This is a genomic window from Microbacterium sp. Beta, assembly GCF_005502545.1.
Lineage (GTDB): Bacteria > Actinomycetota > Actinomycetes > Actinomycetales > Microbacteriaceae > Microbacterium > Microbacterium oxydans.
In genome coordinates this window covers 158,579-177,772 of record NZ_SCOG01000008.1, presented here as the reverse complement: position 1 = coordinate 177,772, position 19,194 = coordinate 158,579, and the positions used below count along the sequence as shown (strand labels likewise).

General features: G+C 67.8%; 23 protein-coding genes. 9 read left to right on the top strand and 14 right to left on the bottom strand.

The genetic code is table 11. The features are described from left to right. The first annotated feature begins 140 nt into the window (after nucleotides 1-140). Nucleotides 141-731 (top strand): 2'-5' RNA ligase family protein, encoded by a 591-nt coding sequence (locus tag FFS56_RS10710; RefSeq protein WP_231589662.1) that lies wholly within the window; start codon nucleotides 141-143, stop codon nucleotides 729-731. A 162-nt stretch (nucleotides 732-893) separates the two neighbouring features. On the opposite strand, the gene ccsB is transcribed toward FFS56_RS10710, so the two are convergent. The 5 genes from ccsB to FFS56_RS10685 form a co-directional block, all read right to left on the bottom strand. Next, the gene (ccsB, locus tag FFS56_RS10705) at nucleotides 894-1,868 is read right to left on the bottom strand and encodes a c-type cytochrome biogenesis protein CcsB (RefSeq protein ID WP_046747319.1); all 975 of its coding nucleotides are present in this window, start codon (nucleotides 1,866-1,868) and stop codon (nucleotides 894-896) included. Nucleotides 1,869-1,872: 4 nt separating this feature from the next. Next, nucleotides 1,873-3,702 carry a cytochrome c biogenesis protein ResB gene (locus FFS56_RS10700; protein WP_046747318.1) on the bottom strand — a complete coding sequence of 610 codons (1,830 nt, stop codon included), beginning with the start codon at nucleotides 3,700-3,702 and terminating at the stop codon, nucleotides 1,873-1,875. Nucleotides 3,703-3,784: 82 nt separating this feature from the next. Next, nucleotides 3,785-4,570, bottom strand: coding sequence for a cytochrome c biogenesis CcdA family protein (locus FFS56_RS10695; protein ID WP_061017254.1), 786 nt, complete (start codon nucleotides 4,568-4,570; stop codon nucleotides 3,785-3,787). 16 nt (nucleotides 4,571-4,586) lie between these two features. Next, a complete protein-coding gene (locus tag FFS56_RS10690) occupies nucleotides 4,587-5,237 on the bottom strand; it encodes a TlpA disulfide reductase family protein (protein WP_082108579.1) in 651 nt (216 codons plus the stop codon). A 63-nt stretch (nucleotides 5,238-5,300) separates the two neighbouring features. After that, the gene (locus FFS56_RS10685; protein ID WP_046747316.1) at nucleotides 5,301-5,705 is read right to left on the bottom strand and encodes a MerR family transcriptional regulator; all 405 of its coding nucleotides are present in this window, start codon (nucleotides 5,703-5,705) and stop codon (nucleotides 5,301-5,303) included. Nucleotides 5,706-5,760: 55 nt separating this feature from the next. Between FFS56_RS10685 and FFS56_RS10680 the strand changes: the two genes are divergently transcribed. Continuing rightward, complete coding sequence (locus FFS56_RS10680; RefSeq protein ID WP_137771919.1) at nucleotides 5,761-6,666, top strand: NAD(P)/FAD-dependent oxidoreductase; 906 nt, start codon at nucleotides 5,761-5,763, stop codon at nucleotides 6,664-6,666. 73 nt (nucleotides 6,667-6,739) lie between these two features. On the opposite strand, the gene FFS56_RS10675 is transcribed toward FFS56_RS10680, so the two are convergent. Next, the gene (locus FFS56_RS10675) at nucleotides 6,740-7,369 is read right to left on the bottom strand and encodes a histidine phosphatase family protein (protein ID WP_046747314.1); all 630 of its coding nucleotides are present in this window, start codon (nucleotides 7,367-7,369) and stop codon (nucleotides 6,740-6,742) included. 1 nt (nucleotide 7,370) lies between these two features. Beyond that, a complete protein-coding gene (locus FFS56_RS10670; protein WP_046747313.1) occupies nucleotides 7,371-7,745 on the bottom strand; it encodes a DUF5684 domain-containing protein in 375 nt (124 codons plus the stop codon). Between the two features lie 143 nt (nucleotides 7,746-7,888). Here FFS56_RS10670 and aspS point away from each other — a divergent pair, with 143 nt between their 5' ends. After that, on the top strand, nucleotides 7,889-9,667 hold the full coding sequence (gene aspS, locus FFS56_RS10665) for an aspartate--tRNA ligase (protein ID WP_127011841.1): 1,779 nt from the start codon (nucleotides 7,889-7,891) through the stop codon (nucleotides 9,665-9,667). Between the two features lie 102 nt (nucleotides 9,668-9,769). On the opposite strand, the gene FFS56_RS10660 is transcribed toward aspS, so the two are convergent. Continuing rightward, nucleotides 9,770-10,555 carry a TSUP family transporter gene (locus tag FFS56_RS10660; protein ID WP_046747432.1) on the bottom strand — a complete coding sequence of 262 codons (786 nt, stop codon included), beginning with the start codon at nucleotides 10,553-10,555 and terminating at the stop codon, nucleotides 9,770-9,772. A gap of 118 nt (nucleotides 10,556-10,673) precedes the next feature. Here FFS56_RS10660 and FFS56_RS10655 point away from each other — a divergent pair, with 118 nt between their 5' ends. From FFS56_RS10655 to FFS56_RS10630, 6 genes are all read left to right on the top strand, one after another. Next, complete coding sequence (locus FFS56_RS10655; protein WP_046747311.1) at nucleotides 10,674-11,189, top strand: GNAT family N-acetyltransferase; 516 nt, start codon at nucleotides 10,674-10,676, stop codon at nucleotides 11,187-11,189. 136 nt (nucleotides 11,190-11,325) lie between these two features. Further along, nucleotides 11,326-12,465, top strand: a complete 1,140-nt coding sequence (locus FFS56_RS10650) for an ABC transporter substrate-binding protein (protein WP_046747310.1) — start codon at nucleotides 11,326-11,328, stop codon at nucleotides 12,463-12,465. Then, nucleotides 12,462-13,400 (top strand): ABC transporter permease, encoded by a 939-nt coding sequence (locus tag FFS56_RS10645; protein WP_249352974.1) that lies wholly within the window; start codon nucleotides 12,462-12,464, stop codon nucleotides 13,398-13,400. Before FFS56_RS10650 ends, FFS56_RS10645 begins: the two co-directional genes overlap by 4 nt. After that, on the top strand, nucleotides 13,397-14,191 hold the full coding sequence (locus tag FFS56_RS10640; RefSeq protein WP_046747309.1) for an ABC transporter permease subunit: 795 nt from the start codon (nucleotides 13,397-13,399) through the stop codon (nucleotides 14,189-14,191). Before FFS56_RS10645 ends, FFS56_RS10640 begins: the two co-directional genes overlap by 4 nt. Beyond that, nucleotides 14,188-15,279, top strand: coding sequence for an ABC transporter ATP-binding protein (locus FFS56_RS10635; RefSeq protein WP_046747308.1), 1,092 nt, complete (start codon nucleotides 14,188-14,190; stop codon nucleotides 15,277-15,279). Before FFS56_RS10640 ends, FFS56_RS10635 begins: the two co-directional genes overlap by 4 nt. Nucleotides 15,280-15,367: 88 nt before the next feature. Beyond that, nucleotides 15,368-15,547 (top strand): YegP family protein, encoded by a 180-nt coding sequence (locus tag FFS56_RS10630; protein ID WP_021198051.1) that lies wholly within the window; start codon nucleotides 15,368-15,370, stop codon nucleotides 15,545-15,547. A 98-nt stretch (nucleotides 15,548-15,645) separates the two neighbouring features. Here the strand turns inward: FFS56_RS10630 and FFS56_RS10625 are convergent, their stop codons facing one another. The 6 genes from FFS56_RS10625 to FFS56_RS10600 all read right to left on the bottom strand — a co-directional run bounded on the left by FFS56_RS10625 (nucleotide 15,646) and on the right by FFS56_RS10600 (nucleotide 19,118). Then, nucleotides 15,646-16,401, bottom strand: coding sequence for an amino acid ABC transporter ATP-binding protein (locus FFS56_RS10625; RefSeq protein ID WP_046747307.1), 756 nt, complete (start codon nucleotides 16,399-16,401; stop codon nucleotides 15,646-15,648). Continuing rightward, nucleotides 16,398-17,195 carry an amino acid ABC transporter permease gene (locus FFS56_RS10620; protein WP_046747306.1) on the bottom strand — a complete coding sequence of 266 codons (798 nt, stop codon included), beginning with the start codon at nucleotides 17,193-17,195 and terminating at the stop codon, nucleotides 16,398-16,400. The genes FFS56_RS10625 and FFS56_RS10620 overlap by 4 nt, the downstream gene beginning before the upstream one ends. Nucleotides 17,196-17,229: 34 nt before the next feature. Continuing rightward, nucleotides 17,230-18,048 (bottom strand): basic amino acid ABC transporter substrate-binding protein, encoded by an 819-nt coding sequence (locus tag FFS56_RS10615; protein ID WP_046747305.1) that lies wholly within the window; start codon nucleotides 18,046-18,048, stop codon nucleotides 17,230-17,232. 172 nt (nucleotides 18,049-18,220) lie between these two features. Continuing rightward, a complete protein-coding gene (locus FFS56_RS10610; protein ID WP_046747304.1) occupies nucleotides 18,221-18,523 on the bottom strand; it encodes a Dabb family protein in 303 nt (100 codons plus the stop codon). Further along, a complete protein-coding gene (locus FFS56_RS10605) occupies nucleotides 18,520-18,819 on the bottom strand; it encodes a glutaredoxin family protein (RefSeq protein ID WP_046747303.1) in 300 nt (99 codons plus the stop codon). The genes FFS56_RS10610 and FFS56_RS10605 overlap by 4 nt, the downstream gene beginning before the upstream one ends. Next, nucleotides 18,816-19,118: a rhodanese-like domain-containing protein gene (locus FFS56_RS10600; RefSeq protein ID WP_058630462.1), complete on the bottom strand. Its 303-nt coding sequence runs from the start codon at nucleotides 19,116-19,118 to the stop codon at nucleotides 18,816-18,818. The genes FFS56_RS10605 and FFS56_RS10600 overlap by 4 nt, the downstream gene beginning before the upstream one ends. Between the last annotated feature and the right edge of the window lie 76 nt (nucleotides 19,119-19,194).

The following is a 19,194-nucleotide window of genomic DNA, read 5'->3' as shown; positions in this document are numbered from 1 at the left end:
CAGGAGCCTAGGTCCTGGTCACCGCATGCGAAAACGGAGACCATCTCCCCTCAGCTCAGCGCGTCGACATGTGACGCGCCGAGCCGTGCGCGTGACGGTCTCCGTTTTCGCATGCGGTGACCAGGACCTAGGCTCCTGACATGCGTCGACCGTTCATGGACACCCCCGACCAGCTCGAGAGCTTGGAGGGGCAGCAGTACCTCGTGCTCCGGCCCACTGTCGAGGTCGCCGATACCTACCGGGAAGTGCAGGACACTGCACTCGCACGTCTCGGCGCTCCGGTACGACGACCGCACACCGGGCACGTCACGCTCCGAGGCTTCTACGAGCCCGAGCGGCGCGACGAACTCGCCACGCTGATCCGCTCCTGGGCGGCGCAGCAGACGCCGATCGAGATCACCGCCGAGGCCGTGGACGAGTTCCCCACGCCGTGGAGGATCCTGATCGTGCGCCTCGCCCGCACCGCATCACTCGTCTCGGCGTACTCGTGCCTGACCACCGCGCTGGATGCCACGGACTTCCGCCGCCTGGGCGAGCTGCCGTTGGAGGAGTGGACCTTCCACCTCTCGGTGCTCTACGGCAAGACTCTCGACCCGGAGGTCTGGTCGCACTTCGCGCAGCCCGAGTCGCGTGCTCTCGAGCCTGCGCCCGCTGAGACCATCACCGAAGCCGAGCTGGTCTGGTACGAGGACGGCATCGAGCACGCCGAGGTCCTGCCGTTGGGAGGCTGACCCCCACTCCCCACTCCCACTCCGGCCGAAACAGAGACCTCCCGCACTCTGCCCCGCGTGTCCTGTGTGGACGCGCCGGGCCTGATGCAGGAGGTCTCTGTTTTCGCAGCTGAGTGTTCGCGGCCGGGATTTCGCAGCCGAGTCGTCGCAGCCGAGCGCGGCTCAGCTCAGGCCGGAGTAGGCGTGCAGACCCTTGAAGAAGACGTTCACGATCGTGAAGTTGAAGATCACGGCCGAGAATCCGACGATCGCGAGCCACGCCGAGGGGTTGCCCCGCCAACCGCGGGTAGCCCGTGCGTGGATGTAGCCGGCATAGATGACCCAGATCACGAAGGTCCAGGTCTCCTTCACGTCGAAGCCCCAGAAGCGGCTCCAGGCGTAGTACGCCCAGATGGAGCCCGCGATGAGAGTGAAGGTCCAGAGGATGAACCCGATGATCGTGAACATGTACGCCAGGCTCTCCAGGCGCACCGCGTTCGGGAAGGTGCGGAGGAAGCCTGGGCCCGTCTTGGTCGCCCCCTCGCCCAGCAGGCGCTCACGTCGCGACTGCATGAGCTGGATCACCGAGAGAGCGAAAGCCAGCGCGAAGAATGCCGTCGCGAGCGAGGCGACGAACACGTGGATGACGAGCCACACGCTCTTCAGCGGGTCCATCAGCGGCGAGACGTCGACGTAGAAGTTGGTCGCTCCGAGGCCGAGCAGCACGACGACGAGGCCCGTGATGAACGTGCCGAGGAACCGCAGGTCGATACGCGTGAGCACGACGAGGTACACGGCGATGATGAGCAGCGTGCCCATCATCGCGAACTCGTAGAGGTTCGCCCACGGCACACGACCGGCGGCGATGCCACGCGTGACAGCGGACGCGAGGTGGAACAGGAAGCCGAGTACCGTGAGCGAGGTGCCGATCCTGGCCATCACGAATCGCTGCGGGGCGGAGCCCGCATTAGACCCGCCCGACGCTGCGGGGATGCTTGCTCCGCCGGCCCCTACGAGCACCGACTCCCGCACGTTCTGTGCATCGGCCGTCGCCTGCGAACGCCGCGCGAGATCGAAGGCATAGGCCACGAAGGCTGCCGCGTAGATCGCGATCGCCGTCCACAGCAGGACCGGCGAGATCACGTTGAGCTCGAGCATGGTGTCAGTCTACTTTCCGGGTGTCGGTTGCCGGGGCTTCCACCTCGGCGGACTTAGTCGCGATGTCATCAGCCACGGTGTGATCGTCCGCGGTGTCGTCGGCAGGGTTCTCGCCGTCCTCGGCCCGCACCGTGGTGCCGCCTGCCGCGTCGAGCAGTCGGGCGTGGCCGGCGACGAGGTCGTCCACCGCTGCCGCGAGCGTCGGGTCTTCCCCACGGGCGAGCGCCGCGTATTCGAGGGCGACCTCGCCGTCCTGCGCCGTGGCCTTGACCCACACACGTCGCCGCGGAACGAACAGCGCGATCATGAGACCGCCGAGGGCCAGCAGCGCGAAGCCGAGCACCCACACACCTGACTCGTCACGGTGGATCTGCAGCGAGGCGAAGCGCTTCACCGACTGGGAGGCATCCGTGGCGCCGGCCGGAGACTCGTCCTCGAAGGTCACCGAGCCGAGGCCGTTCGGCAGCTGCGCGGTCTGCCCGGGGGCGAGCTCGATCGACTTGACGTCGGTGGTGCGGCCCGTGAGCTTCGTCATGCCAGTGGTGTCGAGCACGTAGACGGAGCGCGGCACACCCTCGTTGATGCCGAGGTCACCCGTGTACACGTTGAGCGTGAGCGTCGGGTTCGTGAGGTCGCCGTACGCGGAGAAGAACGCACCGCTCTCGAGCACACCCGTGGTCGGGTAGAAGAACCCGACCAGGCCGACCTGCTCGGCCAACCCGTCCGGCACCTTGAGCACGCCGAGCGAGCTCATGTTGTTGTCCTGCGGCAGGAACGGCGTGCTGTTGGTGAACACGACATTGCCCTCGGGATCGCGCACCGTCACCGTCGGCGCGTAGCCGTTGCCGAGCAGGAACACGTCGTCGTCGGCGACGCCGAGGGGCTCGTTGACCTTGACGGAGCCGGTACGTTCCTCGCCGTTCTCCTGCACGGTGACGTTGGCGGAGAAGTCGCCGGCCTGACCGGACCCCGGCTCACCGAACGGCTGGTAGGTCACGTCGAAGGAGTCGAGGCGCATCGAGTACGGGGAGAACGCGTCGTCGCCCACGAACCGTCCGCGGTTCATCGAGTCGTAGTCGAGGAGCGTGTTGGCGAAGGTCTCGCCCTCGACCAGCACCCGCTGCCCGGTGTAGGAGAACCCACCGCCGATGCCGACCGTGACCAGCACGCCGACGAGCGCGAGGTGGAAGAGCAGGTTGCCGGTCTCGCGCCAGTAGCCGCGCTCTGCGGAGACCGAGAACGTGCGTCCGCGGTCGTAGCGCTCCACCCGGTAGCCGAGGGCCTTCAGCTGCTTCGTCGCGACATCGATGGACGCGGCCGCCTCCGCTTCCGCGTCGCCGGTCTTGGTTCCGGAGTCCGCCGCGGGATCGCGCGTGACTGCGCGGTAGTCCTCGAGGCGCTGCAGCCGGGCGGGGGTACGCGGCGGGCGGGCACGCAGCGCCTTGGCGTGGTGTTTGATGCGCGGGATCACGCAGCCGACGAGCGAGGCGAACAGGAGCAGGTAGATCGCGGAGAACCACGGCGACAGGTAGACGTCGAAGAGCTTGAGGCCGTCGAGGATCGGGAACAGGTCCGGGTTGTCGCGTTCCCACTGCGTCACACCGTTGGGGTCGGCCATCCGCTGCGGGAAGATCGAGCCGGGGATCGCCGCGATCGCCAGGACCAGCAGCAGGATCAGTGCCGTGCGCATCGAGGTCAGCTGACGCCAGCCCCAGCGCAGCCAGCCGACCAACCCGAGGCGCGGCTGGGTGATCGAGTCGTCTCCGTCGACGTGGTCGGACGGGCGGAGCGGATCGCTGGAGTCGCTGTTCGCGGCACCCTTGTTCTTGGTCATGACCTTCTCAGTGCGGGGAGTTTTCTCGGGATGGATGGGCTTGTCGGGACGGCTATCATCTCGTTCGCTCGTCTCGGGATCGTCAGAGCGGGAGGATGACACTGCCGATCACCGCCGTCAGTCTCGACATGATGTCGGTCCAGAGTCCGGTGACCATCAGGACGCCGAGGAGGAGAAGCATCACGCCGCCGATGATGTTCACCACCCGGATGTGCCGACGCAGGAACCCGATCGCCTTCGTGGCCCAGCCGAAGCCGAGCGCGACGAGCAGGAACGGGATACCGAGGCCGAGCGAGTAGGCAAGGCCGAGGAAGCCTGCCCGCACCGGGTCACCGGCATTGAACGACAGCGCGAGGATCGCCGCGAGCGTCGGCCCCATGCAGGGAGCCCATCCGATACCGAGCGCGATGCCGAGGAGCGGCGCCCCGACGATTCCGGCTCTGGAATCCACGTGGAAGCGGAATTCCTTCTGCGCGAACCCGAACAGCCCGAGGAAGACCAGGCCCATCCCGATGATGACGACGCCCAGGATGCGGGTGATCAGGTCGCCCCACTGCAGCAGGAAGACCCCGGCCGTTCCGCCGAGCACGGTGTAGAGGATGAAGACGATCGTGAAGCCGAGGATGAACAGCAGCACTCCCCCGACGAGTCGCCCCCGCGTCGCGGTTTCTGCCGTCTGCGTCGTCGTCCCGCCTTCCCCGCCGGCAGCAGCGGTCGACCGAGGTGCGACGGCACCGCCGAGGAAGCCGAGATAGCCGGGAACGAGTGGGAGCACGCAGGGAGACAGGAATGAGACGAGTCCCGCGAGCATCGCGACGGGAATCGCGATCCAGAGGGCCCCGGAGCCGATGATCGCTTCGGGACTCATGAGCCGTCCTGCTTGCTCACGAGTCCTCCGCGAGGGCGTCCTTGACGAGCGTGGAGAGGATCGACTTGCCGTCGATGGGCCCGATGATGCGCGCGGCGACGCGCCCCTGCTTGTCGAGCACGAGCGTGGTCGGTGTCGCGGCGATCGGAGTCTCCTTCGCGAAGGCGAGCTTGGCCTGAGCGGTGTCGACGTCGATAAGGCTCGGGTACGTGACGCCGTACTCGTTCGCGAAGGCAACGGCGGTGTCGGCCTGGTCGCGGGTGTTGATGCCGATGAACGCGACGTCCTGATCGCTGAAGTCCTGCCAGACGCCTTCCAGATCGGCCGCTTCAAGACGGCATGGCGCGCAACCGGCGTACCAGAAGTTGACGACCGCGACCTGACCGGCGATGTCGGCGCTGTCGAACTCCTCGCCCTTCTCCGTCACGCCGCTGAACACGACGGGCTCGCCGCGCTCGGCGACGGGGATCTCGACGATCGCGCCGTCAGCGGCGACGTAGCCGGTGTTCTCGCCGTTCAGGAAGGATTCGCTGACGGGATCGGGAGCGCACGCGCTCAGACCGATGGCGAGCACCGCAGCGAGCGCGGCACCGACCGCACGACGCGAACGTCGGGTGCGGGAGGAGCGGCCGCTGCGGATCTGACGGACCGTCGAATCGCTTGGCACGACTCCGAGTTTACGCAGAGGATCCTATGCGCGAGCCGGAAACGTGACCTCCTCCGACGCCCCTCAGAAGCGCGCCAGGATGTCGTCCACACCCGCCCGGAAGCGTGGACATGTGGCGATGTCGTGGGCGCGGCAGCCCATCGCGTGCTCGGTCATCTCGCGCGACAGACGCATCTCCTCCATGCGCCTGTCGATGTCGTCCAGGTGCTGCTGCAGCACCTGATGCCGCCCTGCACTCCCGTCATCGAGCAGCACGGCGATCTGCTCGAGCGTCATCCCTGCAGCCTTGCTGCGCTGGATCACGGCGATGCGCACGACCTCGTCCTCGCCGTAGCGCCTCCGCCCGGCAGCGTCGCGCGGAGGGGTGAGCAGCCCCACCGACTCCCAATGCCGCAGAACGTTCGTCGGCAGGTCGAAACGGGTCGCGACATCGCCGACGGACCACGGATGCTCGGAACTTGACTTCATGTTGACATGAAGTCACAGACTGGCGTGGAACGCAACATCCAGAGGAAGGACCACCATGTACGACGCCATCGTGATCGGCGCAGGACCGGCAGGGCTGCAGGCCGCTCTGACCCTCGGACGGATGCACCGCTCCACGCTCCTTCTCGACTCGGGCGAGTACCGCAACGGCACCGTCCTGCACATGCACAACATGATCGGGGAGGACGGTGCCGCCCCCGCCGGCCTCCGCGCGACCGCCCGAGAGGAGCTCGCCACCTACGACGACGTGGAGATCCGCGACATTGCGGCGACGAGCATCACCGGCGTCGAGGACGCGTTCGCGGTAGTCATCGCCGACGGATCCGTGGTCGAGGGGCGCCGGGTCATCCTGGCCACCGGGGTCGCCGACGATCTTCCGATCGTGTCCGGACTGCAGGAGCTGTGGGGCACGCTCGCCTTCAGCTGTCCGTTCTGCGACGGGCACGAGCACGCCGGCAAGGACATAGCGATCGTCGGCGCCGCGCCCCGCGCCGAGCACCTCATCGGGTTGCTGGGGAGGATCGTCGCGAGCATCACGGTCGTGCCGGTCGAGGAGGCGTTCACGGACGAGGACATCCGCACGCTCGAGGCGAAGGGCGCGCGGGTGAGTCGCACCCCCGTCGCCTGCGTCGAGAAGGTCGAAGGCGGCGTGCTCGTTCGCACGGACGACGACGAGCGTGTGGTCCCCGGAGTCTTCATCGCCGCAGGGGCGATGCGTCAGCGGGCGCCGTTCGCCGCGCAGCTCGGACTCGGCATGCTCGAGTCCGGGTGCATCGAGATCGACGAGTTCGGACGTACCTCGCACCCCGGGGTGTTCGCCGCGGGCGACCTCGCCCACCGTGCGACCCTCCCCGGCCCGATGGCATCCGTGCTGCTGGCGGCCGCCGCGGGTCAGCTGGCCGCTGTCGGCATCATCCAGTCGCTCCTGGCCGCCGAGCACTGACCCCGTTTCGAATCGCGCACGTGGGTCCATCCGTCGCCGGAATGGAACCACCTGCGCGATTCGGAAGTGGGGGTCAGACCGCGCCGACGTCGACGGCACCGCCGGTCGCGGCAGGCTCGACATAGGCGACCTCTCGCCAGACGTCACCGACGCGCTCGAACGAGGTGACGCTGGACAGCGCGCAGCGTCGGGTGCGTGGGTCGTGTTGCAGCGGAAGCCCCGCGACGCGGAGGTGCGTGATCCAGATGGGCGCCTGGTGCGACACCATCACGACGTCTCCATCGGGTGCCGCATCCCACGCCTCGTCCATGACACCGAGCATCCGCTCGGCGATGGAGGAGTAGGGCTCGCCCCAGCTGGGAACCGAGGGCTGGCGCAGATGCCACCAGTTCAGGGGGTTCATCAGGGAACGGCGCATCTGCGTCCCCTCGAACACGTTCGTCGGCTCGATCAGCCGGATGTCGATCTCCGGCACGAGGTCGAACGTCGCGGCGAACGGCTCGGCCGACTCCTGGGCGCGTTCGAGAGGTGACGCGTACAGCGCGGAGACGGGACGGTCGAGCGCGGCCACATGGTCGGCCGCTGCTGCGGCCATCCCCCGACCCGCGTCGCTCAGGTGGTAGTCGGGAAGACGTCCGTAGAGCACGCGGGCCGGATTGTGCACCTCACCGTGTCGCACGAGGTGCAGCCGGGACGCCGTCATGTCACGCCTTGCTGTAGCGCGAGTCCCCGAAGCCGAGGATCAGGTACCCGATGTACGGGAAGAGGAACAGCAGGAAGAACGAGAAGACCCCGCCCTTGCCGAAACGTCCACCGAGCTTGAACGCGACGATGATGGCCAGGATCAGGTTCGCGACAGGGATGAGGTACAGCAGCGCGAACCAGCCGGAGAGGCCGGCGATCTTCACCAGGAAGACGAGGTTCACGAACGGGATGATGGCGAGGATTCCCGGGTACCCGGCCTTGGTGAAGACCTTCCACAGGCCGACCGCGACGAGGATGTAGAAGACGAGCGCGATCAGGCCGGTGGTACCCGAGAAGATCGACGCATAGAGATCGGAGATGCCGTTGTTGTCCACGGTGCACTCTTTCTGTGTATGAGCTGTGTCGTGGCGATCCTACTGATGCGCCGTCCCGGCCGCCGGTGACCGGGCCGATGACCGGCCGACCGCCCCCGTAGAATGGGCGGGTTCCCCATTTCCCAGATCAGAAGGAATACTCCGTGCTTCGCACCCACTCGGCAGGCTCTCTGCGAGCCGAGCACATCGGTCAGACCGTCACCCTCTCGGGTTGGGTCGATCGCCGTCGTGACCACGGAGGAGTCGCTTTCATCGATCTGCGGGACGCCTCCGGCATCGCCCAGGTCGTCATCCGCGACGAGGAGATCGCGCATCCGCTGCGCAACGAGTTCGTCCTGAAGGTGACCGGCGAGGTCTCGCAGCGCCCCGAGGGCAACGCGAACCCGAACCTGCCGACCGGCGAGATCGAGCTCATCGCGACCGACGTCGAGGTGCTGAACGAGTCCGCTCCGCTCCCCCTCCAGGTCTCCACGGCTCTCGCCGACACCGAGACCGTTGGCGAGGAAGCACGCCTGAAGTACCGCTACCTCGACCTGCGCCGCCCGGCCCCCGCCGCCGCCCTGCGCCTGCGCTCGAACGTCTACAAGGCGATCCGCGACGTGCTGCACGCCGACGACTTCACCGAGGTCGAGACGCCCACCCTCACCCGCTCCACGCCGGAGGGCGCCCGTGACTTCCTGGTTCCCGCGCGCCTGAGCCCCGGCAGCTGGTACGCACTGCCCCAGTCACCTCAGCTGTTCAAGCAGCTGCTCATGGTGGGCGGCGTCGAGAAGTACTTCCAGATCGCCCGCTGCTACCGCGACGAGGACTTCCGCGCCGACCGTCAGCCGGAGTTCACGCAGCTCGACATCGAGATGAGCTTCGTCGACCAGGAGGACGTGATCGCCCTCATGGAGTCGCTCATCGTGGCGATGTGGGCGACCATCGGCGTCGAGGTGCAGACCCCGCTGCCGCGCATGACCTACGCCGAGGCGATGGCCAAGTACGGCTCCGACAAGCCCGACCTGCGCTTCGGCCTCGAGCTCGTCGAGGCGACGGAGTACTTCAAGGACACCCCGTTCCGCGTCTTCCAGGCCGAGTACGTCGGCGCTGTGCGCATGCCCGGCGGCGCGAGCCAGCCGCGCAAGCAGCTCGACGCCTGGCAGGACTGGGCCAAGCAGCGCGGTGCACGTGGCCTCGCCTACGTCCTGTTCAACGAGGACGGCACGCTGGGCGGCCCCGCAGCCAAGAACCTGTCGGAGGCCGAGCAGGCCGGACTCGCAGAGCTCGTCGGTGCAGAGCCGGGCGACTGCGTGTTCTTCGCCGCCGGTGACACCAAGCAGAGCCGGGCACTGCTCGGTGCAGCTCGCGTCGAGATCGGTCGCCGCCTGGGCTATCTGAACCCCGACGAGTTCGCCTTCACGTGGGTCGTCGACGCTCCCATGTTCGAACCGGCGGCCGACGCGGTGGCCTCCGGTGACGTGGCAGTGGGCGCTGGCGCCTGGACGGCCGTGCACCACGCGTTCACGGGCCCCAAGCCCGAGTTCGAGGACACGTTCGACGCCGACCCCGGATCGGCCCTCGCGTACGCGTACGACATCGTGTGCAACGGCTCCGAGCTCGGCGGCGGGTCGATCCGCATCCACCGTGAGGACATCCAGAAGCGCGTGTTCGAGGTCATGGGCATCAGCGACGAGCAGGCCGACGAGCAGTTCGGCTTCCTGCTCGACGCGTTCAAGTTCGGCGCTCCGCCCCACGGTGGGATCGCACTCGGGATGGACCGCGTGCTGCAGCACCTGACCAAGACCGAGTCGATCCGCGAGGTCATCGCGTTCCCGAAGTCGGGCAACGGCTTCGACCCTCTGACCTCCGCTCCCGCTCCGATCACCGATGCGCAGCGCGCCGAGGCCGGCGTCGACTTCGAGCCCGAGGACGAGGACTGAGTCCAGCCGCCTCGCGCGAGCACAGGCACACACGCCGGATCAGGCGGTTCTGCGAGGAACCTGCCTGATCCGGCGTTTCTGCCTGCGGCGGCGTCGCTTCGTTCAGCCTGCGATCGATGCGAAGGCCGGGACGATGTTCTCGTTCCACACGTCGACGCCGAGCTTGCCGATCAGCGCGATCACGACCACGAGGAACACGACGCGGATGAACGTGGTCCCGCGCGAGATCGCCATGCGTGATCCGAGGTAGCTGCCCGCGACGTTCGCGATCGCGAGGATACCCCCGAGCAGCCACAGCACGGCGCCGTGCGGGATGAACAGCATCAGCGCCCCCGCGTTCGTCGCGAGGTTGACGATCTTGGCCTTGGCGCTCGCCTGTAGGAAGTCGTAGCCGAGCAGCGCGACGAGTGTGATCACCAGGAAGGTACCGGTACCAGGGCCGATCATCCCGTCGTAGAAGCCGATGCCGAGTCCCGCTGCGCCCGCCATGATGTGGTGCTTGTGCCCATGGAAGCGCAGCTGGGTCGCCGCCCCCATCTGCGGCCGGAACGCCGTGAACAGGGCCACAGCGAGCAGAGCGATCACGATGATGGGTTTGAACGCGGCAGGGGGCAGCACGGTGGCGACAGCCGCCCCTCCGAAGGAGCCGATCAACGCGATGATCGCCATCGGCAGGGCGGTGCGCAGGTCCGGTTTAGCTCGTCGGTAATAGGTCGCACTGCTGGTGGCCGTGCCGAAGACCGAGGCGAGCTTGTTCGTCGCGAGCGCCTGCACCGGGGAGATGCCGGGGATCAGCAGCAGCGCCGGCAGCTGCAGCAGCCCTCCCCCGCCCACGACCGCATCGATCCAGCCGGCGCAGAACGCGGCGATCACCACGAGCAGCAGCATCCCCCAGGTGAGCTGCTCGAGTCCGAGCACGGCGCCGATATCCACCTCGCCATGATTCCAGAGAGTCGACGCCGCCCTCGCATCCGCCGACAGACTCATCCGCTGACAGACTGGAGCCATGCTCGAAGCCCTCCCGCTGCCCCACCCCTTCGAATCGCGCGTCGGCACCGCGCTCCTGCGCCGCGCGACGGTCGACGACACGGATGCCGTGATCGCCCTCCTCGCCGACGACCCGATCAGTGCGGCCCGCGGCGATGTGGCATCCGCCGAGGACCGCCCGGCCTATGAGCGCGGTCTCCGCGAGATCCTGGCCGAGCCGTCGAACGACCTGCTCGTGGTCGAGCTCGACGGTGCGGTGGTCGGCACGTTGCAGCTCACCTCGATCCCGGGGATGGCGCGTCGCGGTGCACGGCGGCTGCTGGTCGAGGCAGTACGGGTGCAGAGCAGTCTGCGCTCGTCGGGCATCGGTTCCGCCGTGATGCGCTGGGTCGGAGAGGTCGCCGCCCCAGCCGTCGACGCATCGATGGTGCAGCTCACCTCCGACGCCGCCCGCGTCGATGCCCACCGCTTCTACGAGCGGCTCGGCTACGTCGGCTCGCATCGCGGCTTCAAGTACACGGTTTCCCAGAGCTGAAGCCCCGGCGGCCCCGACCGGACAGCACCCAGCCACCATCCGTTCACCTGACCCGCGACGGGCGGCAACCTCCGCCTCATAGTGTCCTCTCGCAACCCGACACCGGCTCACAGCGCCGGACACCGAGAGGACACTCATGGCTCGCTTCACCCGCCGCGCGCGCATCGGCGCCGGCATCGCCCTGGCCACCACGGCCGCACTCGCGCTCACGGCCTGCTCCGGCGCCGCTGACGCCACCGGCGGCGGCAGCTCCGACGTCGACGCCTCTGCTGCGACCTCGGTCGCCGACTTCGGCACGTTCGCCGACCTCGAGGCCGCGGCCAAGGCCGAGGGCTCGCTCAACGTCATCGCGCTGCCCCGCGACTGGGCCAACTACGGCGAGATCCTCGACCTCTTCGCCGAGAAGTACCCCGAGATCACGATCAACGAAGCCTCCCCCGATGTCTCCAGCGCCGAGGAGATCCAGGCCGCCAAGACGAACGAGGGTCTCGACACCGCACCCGACGTCTTCGACATCGGCCTCACGGTCGCCCTGCAGAACACCGATGTCTTCGCGCCGTACAAGGTGCAGACGTGGGACGACATCCCCGACGAGCTGAAGGAGCCCACCGGCCTCTTCGTGGGCGACTACGGCGGGTACATGTCGATCGGCTACGACTCGTCGAAGTTCGAGGCTCCCGCCGAGCTCTCCGACCTGCTCTCGGCCGACTACAAGGGCGCCGTCGCGATCAACGGCGACCCGACCCAGGCCGGTGCCGCGTTCGCCGCTGTCGGCCTCGCCACCGTGCAGTCCGACGGCACGCTGGACGACTTCCAGCCGGGCATCGACTTCTTCTCCGAGCTGCAGAAGGCCGGAAACCTGCTCAAGGTCGACGTGACCACCGCGACCATCGCCAGCGGCGAGACCCCTGTCGTCTTCGACTGGGACTACCTCAACGCCTCGCACACGGCGGACAACAAGGACTGGAAGGTCGTCGTGTTCGACGGCACGGGCTACGCCGGGTACTACAACCAGGCCATCAACGCCGACGCCCCGCACCCGGCGGCTGCCCGCCTGTGGCAGGAGTTCCTCTACAGCGACGAGGTGCAGAACCTGTGGCTGAAGGGCGGCGCCCGTCCGGTGCGCATGGAAGCGATGACCGACGCCGGCACGATCGACGCCGACCTCGCCGCCGCGCTCCCCGAGGCTCCGGAGGAGACCGTGGTCCCGACCGAGGAGCAGTCGACGAACGCCGGCACGCTGCTCGGCGAGAAGTGGGCCGCGGCGGTCCAGTGACCACCCTCACCGCAACGGGGGCGGACGCTGCGGCGTCCGCCCCCGCCACCCCCGCCGGGTCCTCGCAGCACGCGAGGGCCCGGCGGTCCGCTCCGTCCCTCGCCTGGCTCGGGCTCGTGCCCTTCGCCGCCTATGTCGTGCTCTTCCTCGCGGTGCCGACGATCCTGGCCATCGGCTCCGGCTTCTTCGCCAAAGACGGCTCCTTCACCTGGACGAACATGTCGGCCCTCGTCGACCCGGTCGTGCTCGACACCTTCGCCAACTCGGCCGGCCTCTCGTTGCTCACCGCCGTGGTCGGGGCGCTCGTCGGCGCCCTCGTCTGCTACGCGCTCCTCGGCATGGACCCCGAAGGCCGCACCCGCTCGGCCGTGGATGCCGCCGCGGGTGTGCTCGCGCAGTTCGGCGGCGTCATGCTCGCCTTCGCCTTCATCGCGACCATCGGCATCCAGGGCGTCGTCACCGTGTTCCTGAAGGACACCTTCGGCATGAACATCTTCGAGAACGGCACCTGGCTCTACGAGCTGCCCGGCCTCGTACTCCCCTACTTCTACTTCCAGATCCCCCTCATGGTCATCACCTTCATGCCGGCCCTCGCGGCCCTCAAGCCGCAGTGGGCCGAAGCCAACCTCACTCTCGGCGGTACCCGCGCGAGCTTCTGGCTCCGCATCGGCATCCCCGTGCTCGCGCCCTCGTTCCTCGCCAGCCTGCTGCTGCTGTTCGCGAACGCGTTCTCGTCGTACGCCACCGCCGCCGCTCTCGCGAGCCAGGGTGCCCAGATCGTGCCGCTGCAGATCCGCACGGCGCTCACGAGCGAGACGGTGCTCGGTCGGGAGAATCTCGCCGGCGCGCTTGCGCTCGGCATGATCGTGATCGTCGGAGTCGTGATGGCCCTGTACTCCCTCGTGCAGCGACGCGCGGCGAGGTGGCAGTCGTGAACCGGCTCGGCCCCTCCCGCACGACCCGGTGGGTGATCGGCGTCCTCGTGGGCGCGTTCTTCGCGGTGCCCCTGGTGTCGACGTTCCTCTTCACGCTGCGCGACCCCGCCGGCGGACTCTCGTTCGCCCGCTGGATCGCGTTGTTCGACCCGGCGGCCGCAGCCACCCTCAAGCCGATCTGGACCGGTCTCGGCAACTCGCTGGTACTCGCCGTGGTGACTGTCGCCATCGTGCTGCTGCTGCTCGCCCCGACCATGATCCTGGTGAACCTGCGCTTCCCGAAGCTCAAGCCCGCCTTCGAGTTCGCGGTGCTGCTGCCCATCTCGATTCCCGCCATCGTGCTCGTGGTCGGCCTCGCGCCGATCTACCTCCAGATCGGGCGGGCCCTCGGCACGGGCACCTGGACTCTCGCCTTCGCCTACGGGATCACCGTGCTGCCGTTCGCGTTCCGCTCCATCCAGGCGTCGATCGATGCGGCCGATCTCCGGACGCTCTCCGAAGCCGCGCGGTCCCTCGGCGCGAGCTGGCCGACCGTGGTGCTGAAGGTGCTCGCCCCGAACCTCCGACAGGGGCTGCTTGCCGCGTCCCTCATCTCCATCGCCGTGGTGCTCGGAGAGTTCACGATCGCCTCGCTCCTGAACCGCCAGGTGTTCCAGACGGCCATGGTCGTGGTGAACAAACAGGACCCCTACGCGCCGGCCATCTTCACGCTGCTCGCGCTGGTGTTCGTCTTCCTCCTGCTCCTCGTCATCGGTCGCGTCGCCCGCGGCACCGGAAAGGCCCGCTCATGACCGTCGACCACGCGCTGCCGCGCACCAAGGACAATCTGCTGCTCGCCCAGGCGGGCGAAGGCACCCGTGTCGAGCTGCAGGGCATCGTCAAGAGCTACGCGGGCAACCGTGTGCTCCACGGGGTCGACCTCGACATCGCCCCCGGCGAGTTCGTCTCACTCCTCGGGCCCTCCGGGTGCGGCAAGACCACGTTGCTGCGTGTGCTCGCCGGTCTCGAAGGCGCGGACGAAGGCGCCGTGCTGCTGGGTGGCGGCGATGTGTCGCGAGTGCCCACGAACAAGCGCGACATCGGCATGGTCTTCCAGTCGTACTCGCTCTTCCCGCACCTACGGGTGGCCGAGAACACGGCATTCGGCTTGCGGCGACGCGGCGTCGGCAAGGCGGAGGCCTCACGGCGCGCGGTCGACGCCCTCGCCCTGGTCGGCCTCGCCGACTTCGCGGATCGGTTCCCCCACCAGCTCTCCGGCGGCCAGCAGCAGCGCGTGGCACTCGCACGAGCGCTGGTGACCGAACCCAAGGTGCTGCTGCTCGACGAACCGCTCTCGGCGCTCGATGCGAAGGTGCGCGTGCAGCTGCGCGACGAGATCCGCCGCATCCAGCTGAGGCTCGGGATCACGACCGTGTTCGTCACGCACGATCAGGAAGAGGCTCTGGCCGTCTCGGATCGGATCGCGGTGATGAACGCCGGCCGCATCGAGCAGATCGGTTCACCGGAGCAGCTGTACACGATGCCCTCCACGGCCGGGGTGGCGGCGTTCGTCGGCCTGTCGAGCGTCGTGTCGGGCGTCGCCGAGGGCGATCACGTCATGGTGTGGGGACAGCGGCTTCCGCTGCAGTCTCCGGCGGACGGACCGGTGGACGTGTACCTGCGCCCGGAGAACGTCTACTTCGCCTCCGAAGCCGACGCCGCAGCCGAGGCCCTGGTCGAGGAGAGCACCTTCCTCGGCAGCATGCGTCGCACGCTCGTGCGCACCGAGTCCGGCGAACTCGTCCGGGTGCAGCATGCGCCAGGAACTCATCCGGCCTTCGGCGACCGGGTGCGCATCGCGATCGCCCCGGAGCCCGTGGCCGTGCATCCGCGCGGCTGACTCACCGCTCTTCCCCTGACATACCCCGGGCGCTAGCGTGAGGGCCGAGGGGCGGGGTTCCCTCCATCCGAGAGAGAAAGGACGCCTCATGGCAGGCAAGTTCGAGCTGTACACCGACAAGTCCGGCGAGTACCGGTTCCGCCTGAAGGCCGGCAACGGCGAGGTCATCGCCATCAGCGAGGGCTACTCGTCGAAGTCCGCCGCTCTGAACGGCATCGACTCCGTGCGCCGCAACGCCGCGGACGCCGAGGTCGTCGAAGCCGACTGAGCTCGAGACCCACGTTTCACGCCGAGACCCCCTGTTGCAGACGTCTGCAACAGGGGGTCTCGGCGATTGCGATGGGTCTCGGCGAACCGGATCTCGTGTCAGAGCACGCGGGAGAGGAAGTCCTTCGTGCGCTGATGCTGCGGGTTGCCGAGCACCTCACGCGGGTCGCCCTCTTCGACGATGTAGCCGCCGTCCATGAAGATGAGCCGGGATCCGACCTCGCGGGCGAAGCCCATCTCGTGCGTGACGACGAGCATCGTCATCCCCTCGTCGGCCAGCGAGCGCATGACCTGCAGCACCTCGCCGACCAGTTCGGGATCGAGTGCCGATGTGGGCTCGTCGAACAGCATCATGTCGGGGTTCATGCACAGCGCCCTGGCGATCGCCACGCGCTGCTGCTGCCCTCCCGAGAGGTGCCCGGGGTAGGCGTCGGCCTTCTCCGCCAGACCGACCCGCGTGAGCATGGCATGGGCGATCAGCTCGGCTTCCTTCTTCGACCGCTTCTTCACGCGCTGCTGAGCGATCGTGAGATTGCCGAGCACGCTGAGGTGCGGGAAGAGGTTGAAGCTCTGGAAGACCATGCCGATGCGGGTGCGCACGCGGTCGATGTCGACGTCGGGGTCGGTGATGTCGATCCCCTCGATGAGCACCTTGCCGCCGGTCGGCTCCTCCAGCAGGTTCACCGAGCGCAGCAGCGTCGACTTCCCCGATCCCGAAGGTCCGATCACGCACACGACCTCTCCCTTGGTGACTGTGAGGTCGATGCCCTTGAGCACCTCGTTGTCGCCGAACGACTTCACGAGCCCCTGCACATCGATCGCGGGGGCGTGGACATCAATCAGGTCGGTGATCATCGCTGCCTCGACATCCGTCGCTCCAGCCACGCGCTGAATCGCGTGAGCGGGATCGTCACGATCAGGTACAGGATCGCCGCCATGATCAACGGCGTTCCGTTCGCGTTCTGCGTGCTCGCATCGCGGGCGAACGTGGTGAGCTCCTTCGACCAGATGAAGGAACCCGCCACGAACAGCAGCGACGTATCCTTCAGCAGCAGCACGAACTCGTTGGTCAGGGGCGGGATGATGATCCGGAACCCTTGCGGCACGATGATCCAGAACGTCGTCTTCATGGGCGACATGCCGAGCGAGCGGGCCGCCTCGGTCTGCCCCTTCGGAACGGCCTGGATACCCGCGCGGATCGTCTCGGCCATGTAGGCCGAGGCGACCAGGACGAGACCGATGAGCCCGAGCACGACCGGCCCACCGAGCTTCGTCCCAGGCACGCCCAGGGCGATCGGCAGGATGAAGGCGATGCCGAAGATCGTGAGGATCGCCGGCAGACCACGGAACAGCTCGATCCAGACCGTCGCGATCCAGCGGAACGGCGCGATGGTCGACAGTTTCATCAGCGCCAGCACGACGCCGAGGACCAGGCCGCCGGCGAAAGCGACGGCCGTGAACCATAGCGTGTTGACCAGGGCCGTAGTGATGATCCCGGGGAACATCTTCGCCGCGACTTCAGGATTGAAGAACAGCGGTCCGATCTTCGCCCAGTCGGTGCTCACGATCGCCCAGACGGCGATCGCGATCAGCACGACGTAGACCGTGTAGCGATACAGCTTGCTCTTGGTGGTACGCCTCAACGCCATCGTCGAGGTCCTCCCGCTCTACCGATCCCGCCGGTCACTTGGCCGCGAGGTACTCGTCGTAGATCTTCTGATAGCCGCCGTCGTCCTGGAGCTCCTTGAGCGCCTTGTTGACCGCATCGCGCAGCTCGTCCTTCTCACCCTTGGCGAAGGCGAAGCCGTACGACTCGTCGGTCGGGTACGTCTCGACGATCTTGTAGTCGGGGTCGTCCTGCTCGTGCACGTAGTTGACGGGCTGGTCCTGCAGGATCGCGTCGATCTGCCCCGCCTGCATGGCGGGCCACAGCTCGCCATCCGAGGGGTACTGCACGAGCTGCGCGCCCGGTGCGTTCTCGCCCGCATAGGTCTCGCCGGTGGTGCCCTGCTGCACGCCGACGTTCTTCCCGTCGAGGTCGTCGATGGACTTGATGTCCGAGTCGGCGCGCACGAGCAGCGACTGCAACGAGTCGACGTACGGGTCGGAGAAGTCGATGTTCGCCTTCCGCTCATCCGTGATCGTCATCGCCGAAGCGCCGATGTCGCACGTGCCCGCCGCGAGAGTCGTGCCCGACTGCAGGGCGTCGAAGCCCACGTCCTGCACGGAGAGCTTCAGGTCGATCTTCTCGGCGATCGCACTGAGCAGGTCGATGTCGAAGCCCGAGTAGCCGGTCTCGCTGGAGGGGTCCTCGACCTCGAACGGCGGGTAGGGGACGTCGGAGCACACGGTGAGCGTTCCGGCCTCGACGAGGCCGTACTTGTCGTCGGCGGCGGGAGCGTCACTGCTGCCCGCGTCGGACGATCCGGTGGCGCAGCCGGCGAGCGCGAGGGTGGCCGTCGCCACGAGGGCGAGACCGGCGATGAGGTTGCGACGAGGCATGTCGGCTCCTGTGAGTCGAGGGCACGGAGGCCCGCTGACGGGTAGGAGTTCATCTAAACATGCGGCTCGTCGCGTGACCAATGACATCCACGTCCGCGCACATTACGTTTGTGTTGCGAGTAGGCCCCGATCACACGTGGAAACCGAGTTTCTGAGCCGGCGCGACGCGGTCTCAGACCTCGAAGTCGACGGCGACTCGGGAGGCGACCACCGAGCGGATGTACGTGGCGACCTCGGCGTGCGCGGGATGCACCTGATACTCGTCGATCGCTTCGACCGACGCGAAGTCCGCGACGAGCGTGACGTCCCAGTTCGCCTCCGGGTAGGCGACGTTGGCCCCTGCCGAGATGGTGAGCAGCTGCGGCACGACGCCGTCGAGCGCGTTGAGGCGGCGGGCGACTTCCGCAGCCTGCGCCGCGCGCTCGGCAGCATCTTCGGAAGCGAGCTTCCAGGTCACGACGTGGCGGATCGTCATAGCGCTTCCTTCACTCCGGTCTTCGCCGCCCCGTCACGGAGAGCGCCCTCGAGCGCCTCACGCAGTCGATCGGGTGCCACGCGCCAGTGCGCATGCAGCTCGCCGTCGATCAGGACCACGGGGATCTTCTCCCACCACAGCTCGTACAGTGCGGGGTCGTCCTGGATCGACGCCTCGACGATCTCGATCTGCTCGGCTGCGGCGTCTGGCAGTTCGGCGACCACCGCGTCGATGACGTCGGAGGCGACGTCGCACAGGTGGCAGTCGGGCTTGCCGATCAGAGTCAGCGTGGTCACGCCGACGGCACCTCGACCGCGCGGCCCTGGGCGATCCACTCGCCGGTCCCGCCCTCGACGTTCGTGGCGTCGTAGCCGCGCGACTCGAGCGCCTCGACCACACGCGCCGATCGACCGCCGGCCTGGCAGATGACGTCGAACGCCTCGCTCGGCAGCTCCTCGAGACGGTTGCCGATCTCCGACATAGGGATGTTGACGGCGCCGGGGACGTGTCCCGCGGCGAACTCGTCCACTTCCCGTACATCGATGAGCGGGGTACCGGTGCGCTCGGCGAGCTCGGTGACGGTGATCGACTTCATGACAACCTCTCGGCAGGACGGAGATGGGGCCGGAGACACAAAGCGCCCGTCCGAAGACAGGCGCTCGTGTCTGGTC

Coding starts and splice junctions, on each gene's coding strand:
- FFS56_RS10610 (WP_046747304.1), bottom strand. CDS start 18,523: ATGACGATCCGCCACGTCGTGACCTGGAAGCTCGCTTCCGAAGATGCT.
- FFS56_RS10660 (WP_046747432.1), bottom strand. CDS start 10,555: ATGCTGCTGCTCGTGGTGATCGCCGCGTTCTGCGCCGGCTGGATCGAT.
- FFS56_RS10620 (WP_046747306.1), bottom strand. CDS start 17,195: ATGGCGTTGAGGCGTACCACCAAGAGCAAGCTGTATCGCTACACGGTC.
- FFS56_RS10710 (WP_231589662.1), top strand. CDS start 141: ATGCGTCGACCGTTCATGGACACCCCCGACCAGCTCGAGAGCTTGGAG.
- FFS56_RS10655 (WP_046747311.1), top strand. CDS start 10,674: ATGCTCGAAGCCCTCCCGCTGCCCCACCCCTTCGAATCGCGCGTCGGC.
- FFS56_RS10675 (WP_046747314.1), bottom strand. CDS start 7,369: ATGACGGCGTCCCGGCTGCACCTCGTGCGACACGGTGAGGTGCACAAT.
- FFS56_RS10625 (WP_046747307.1), bottom strand. CDS start 16,401: ATGATCACCGACCTGATTGATGTCCACGCCCCCGCGATCGATGTGCAG.
- FFS56_RS10650 (WP_046747310.1), top strand. CDS start 11,326: ATGGCTCGCTTCACCCGCCGCGCGCGCATCGGCGCCGGCATCGCCCTG.
- FFS56_RS10600 (WP_058630462.1), bottom strand. CDS start 19,118: ATGAAGTCGATCACCGTCACCGAGCTCGCCGAGCGCACCGGTACCCCG.
- FFS56_RS10680 (WP_137771919.1), top strand. CDS start 5,761: ATGTACGACGCCATCGTGATCGGCGCAGGACCGGCAGGGCTGCAGGCC.
- FFS56_RS10695 (WP_061017254.1), bottom strand. CDS start 4,570: ATGAGTCCCGAAGCGATCATCGGCTCCGGGGCCCTCTGGATCGCGATT.
- ccsB (WP_046747319.1), bottom strand. CDS start 1,868: ATGCTCGAGCTCAACGTGATCTCGCCGGTCCTGCTGTGGACGGCGATC.
- FFS56_RS10700 (WP_046747318.1), bottom strand. CDS start 3,702: ATGACCAAGAACAAGGGTGCCGCGAACAGCGACTCCAGCGATCCGCTC.
- FFS56_RS10615 (WP_046747305.1), bottom strand. CDS start 18,048: ATGCCTCGTCGCAACCTCATCGCCGGTCTCGCCCTCGTGGCGACGGCC.
- FFS56_RS10630 (WP_021198051.1), top strand. CDS start 15,368: ATGGCAGGCAAGTTCGAGCTGTACACCGACAAGTCCGGCGAGTACCGG.
- FFS56_RS10685 (WP_046747316.1), bottom strand. CDS start 5,705: ATGAAGTCAAGTTCCGAGCATCCGTGGTCCGTCGGCGATGTCGCGACC.
- FFS56_RS10635 (WP_046747308.1), top strand. CDS start 14,188: ATGACCGTCGACCACGCGCTGCCGCGCACCAAGGACAATCTGCTGCTC.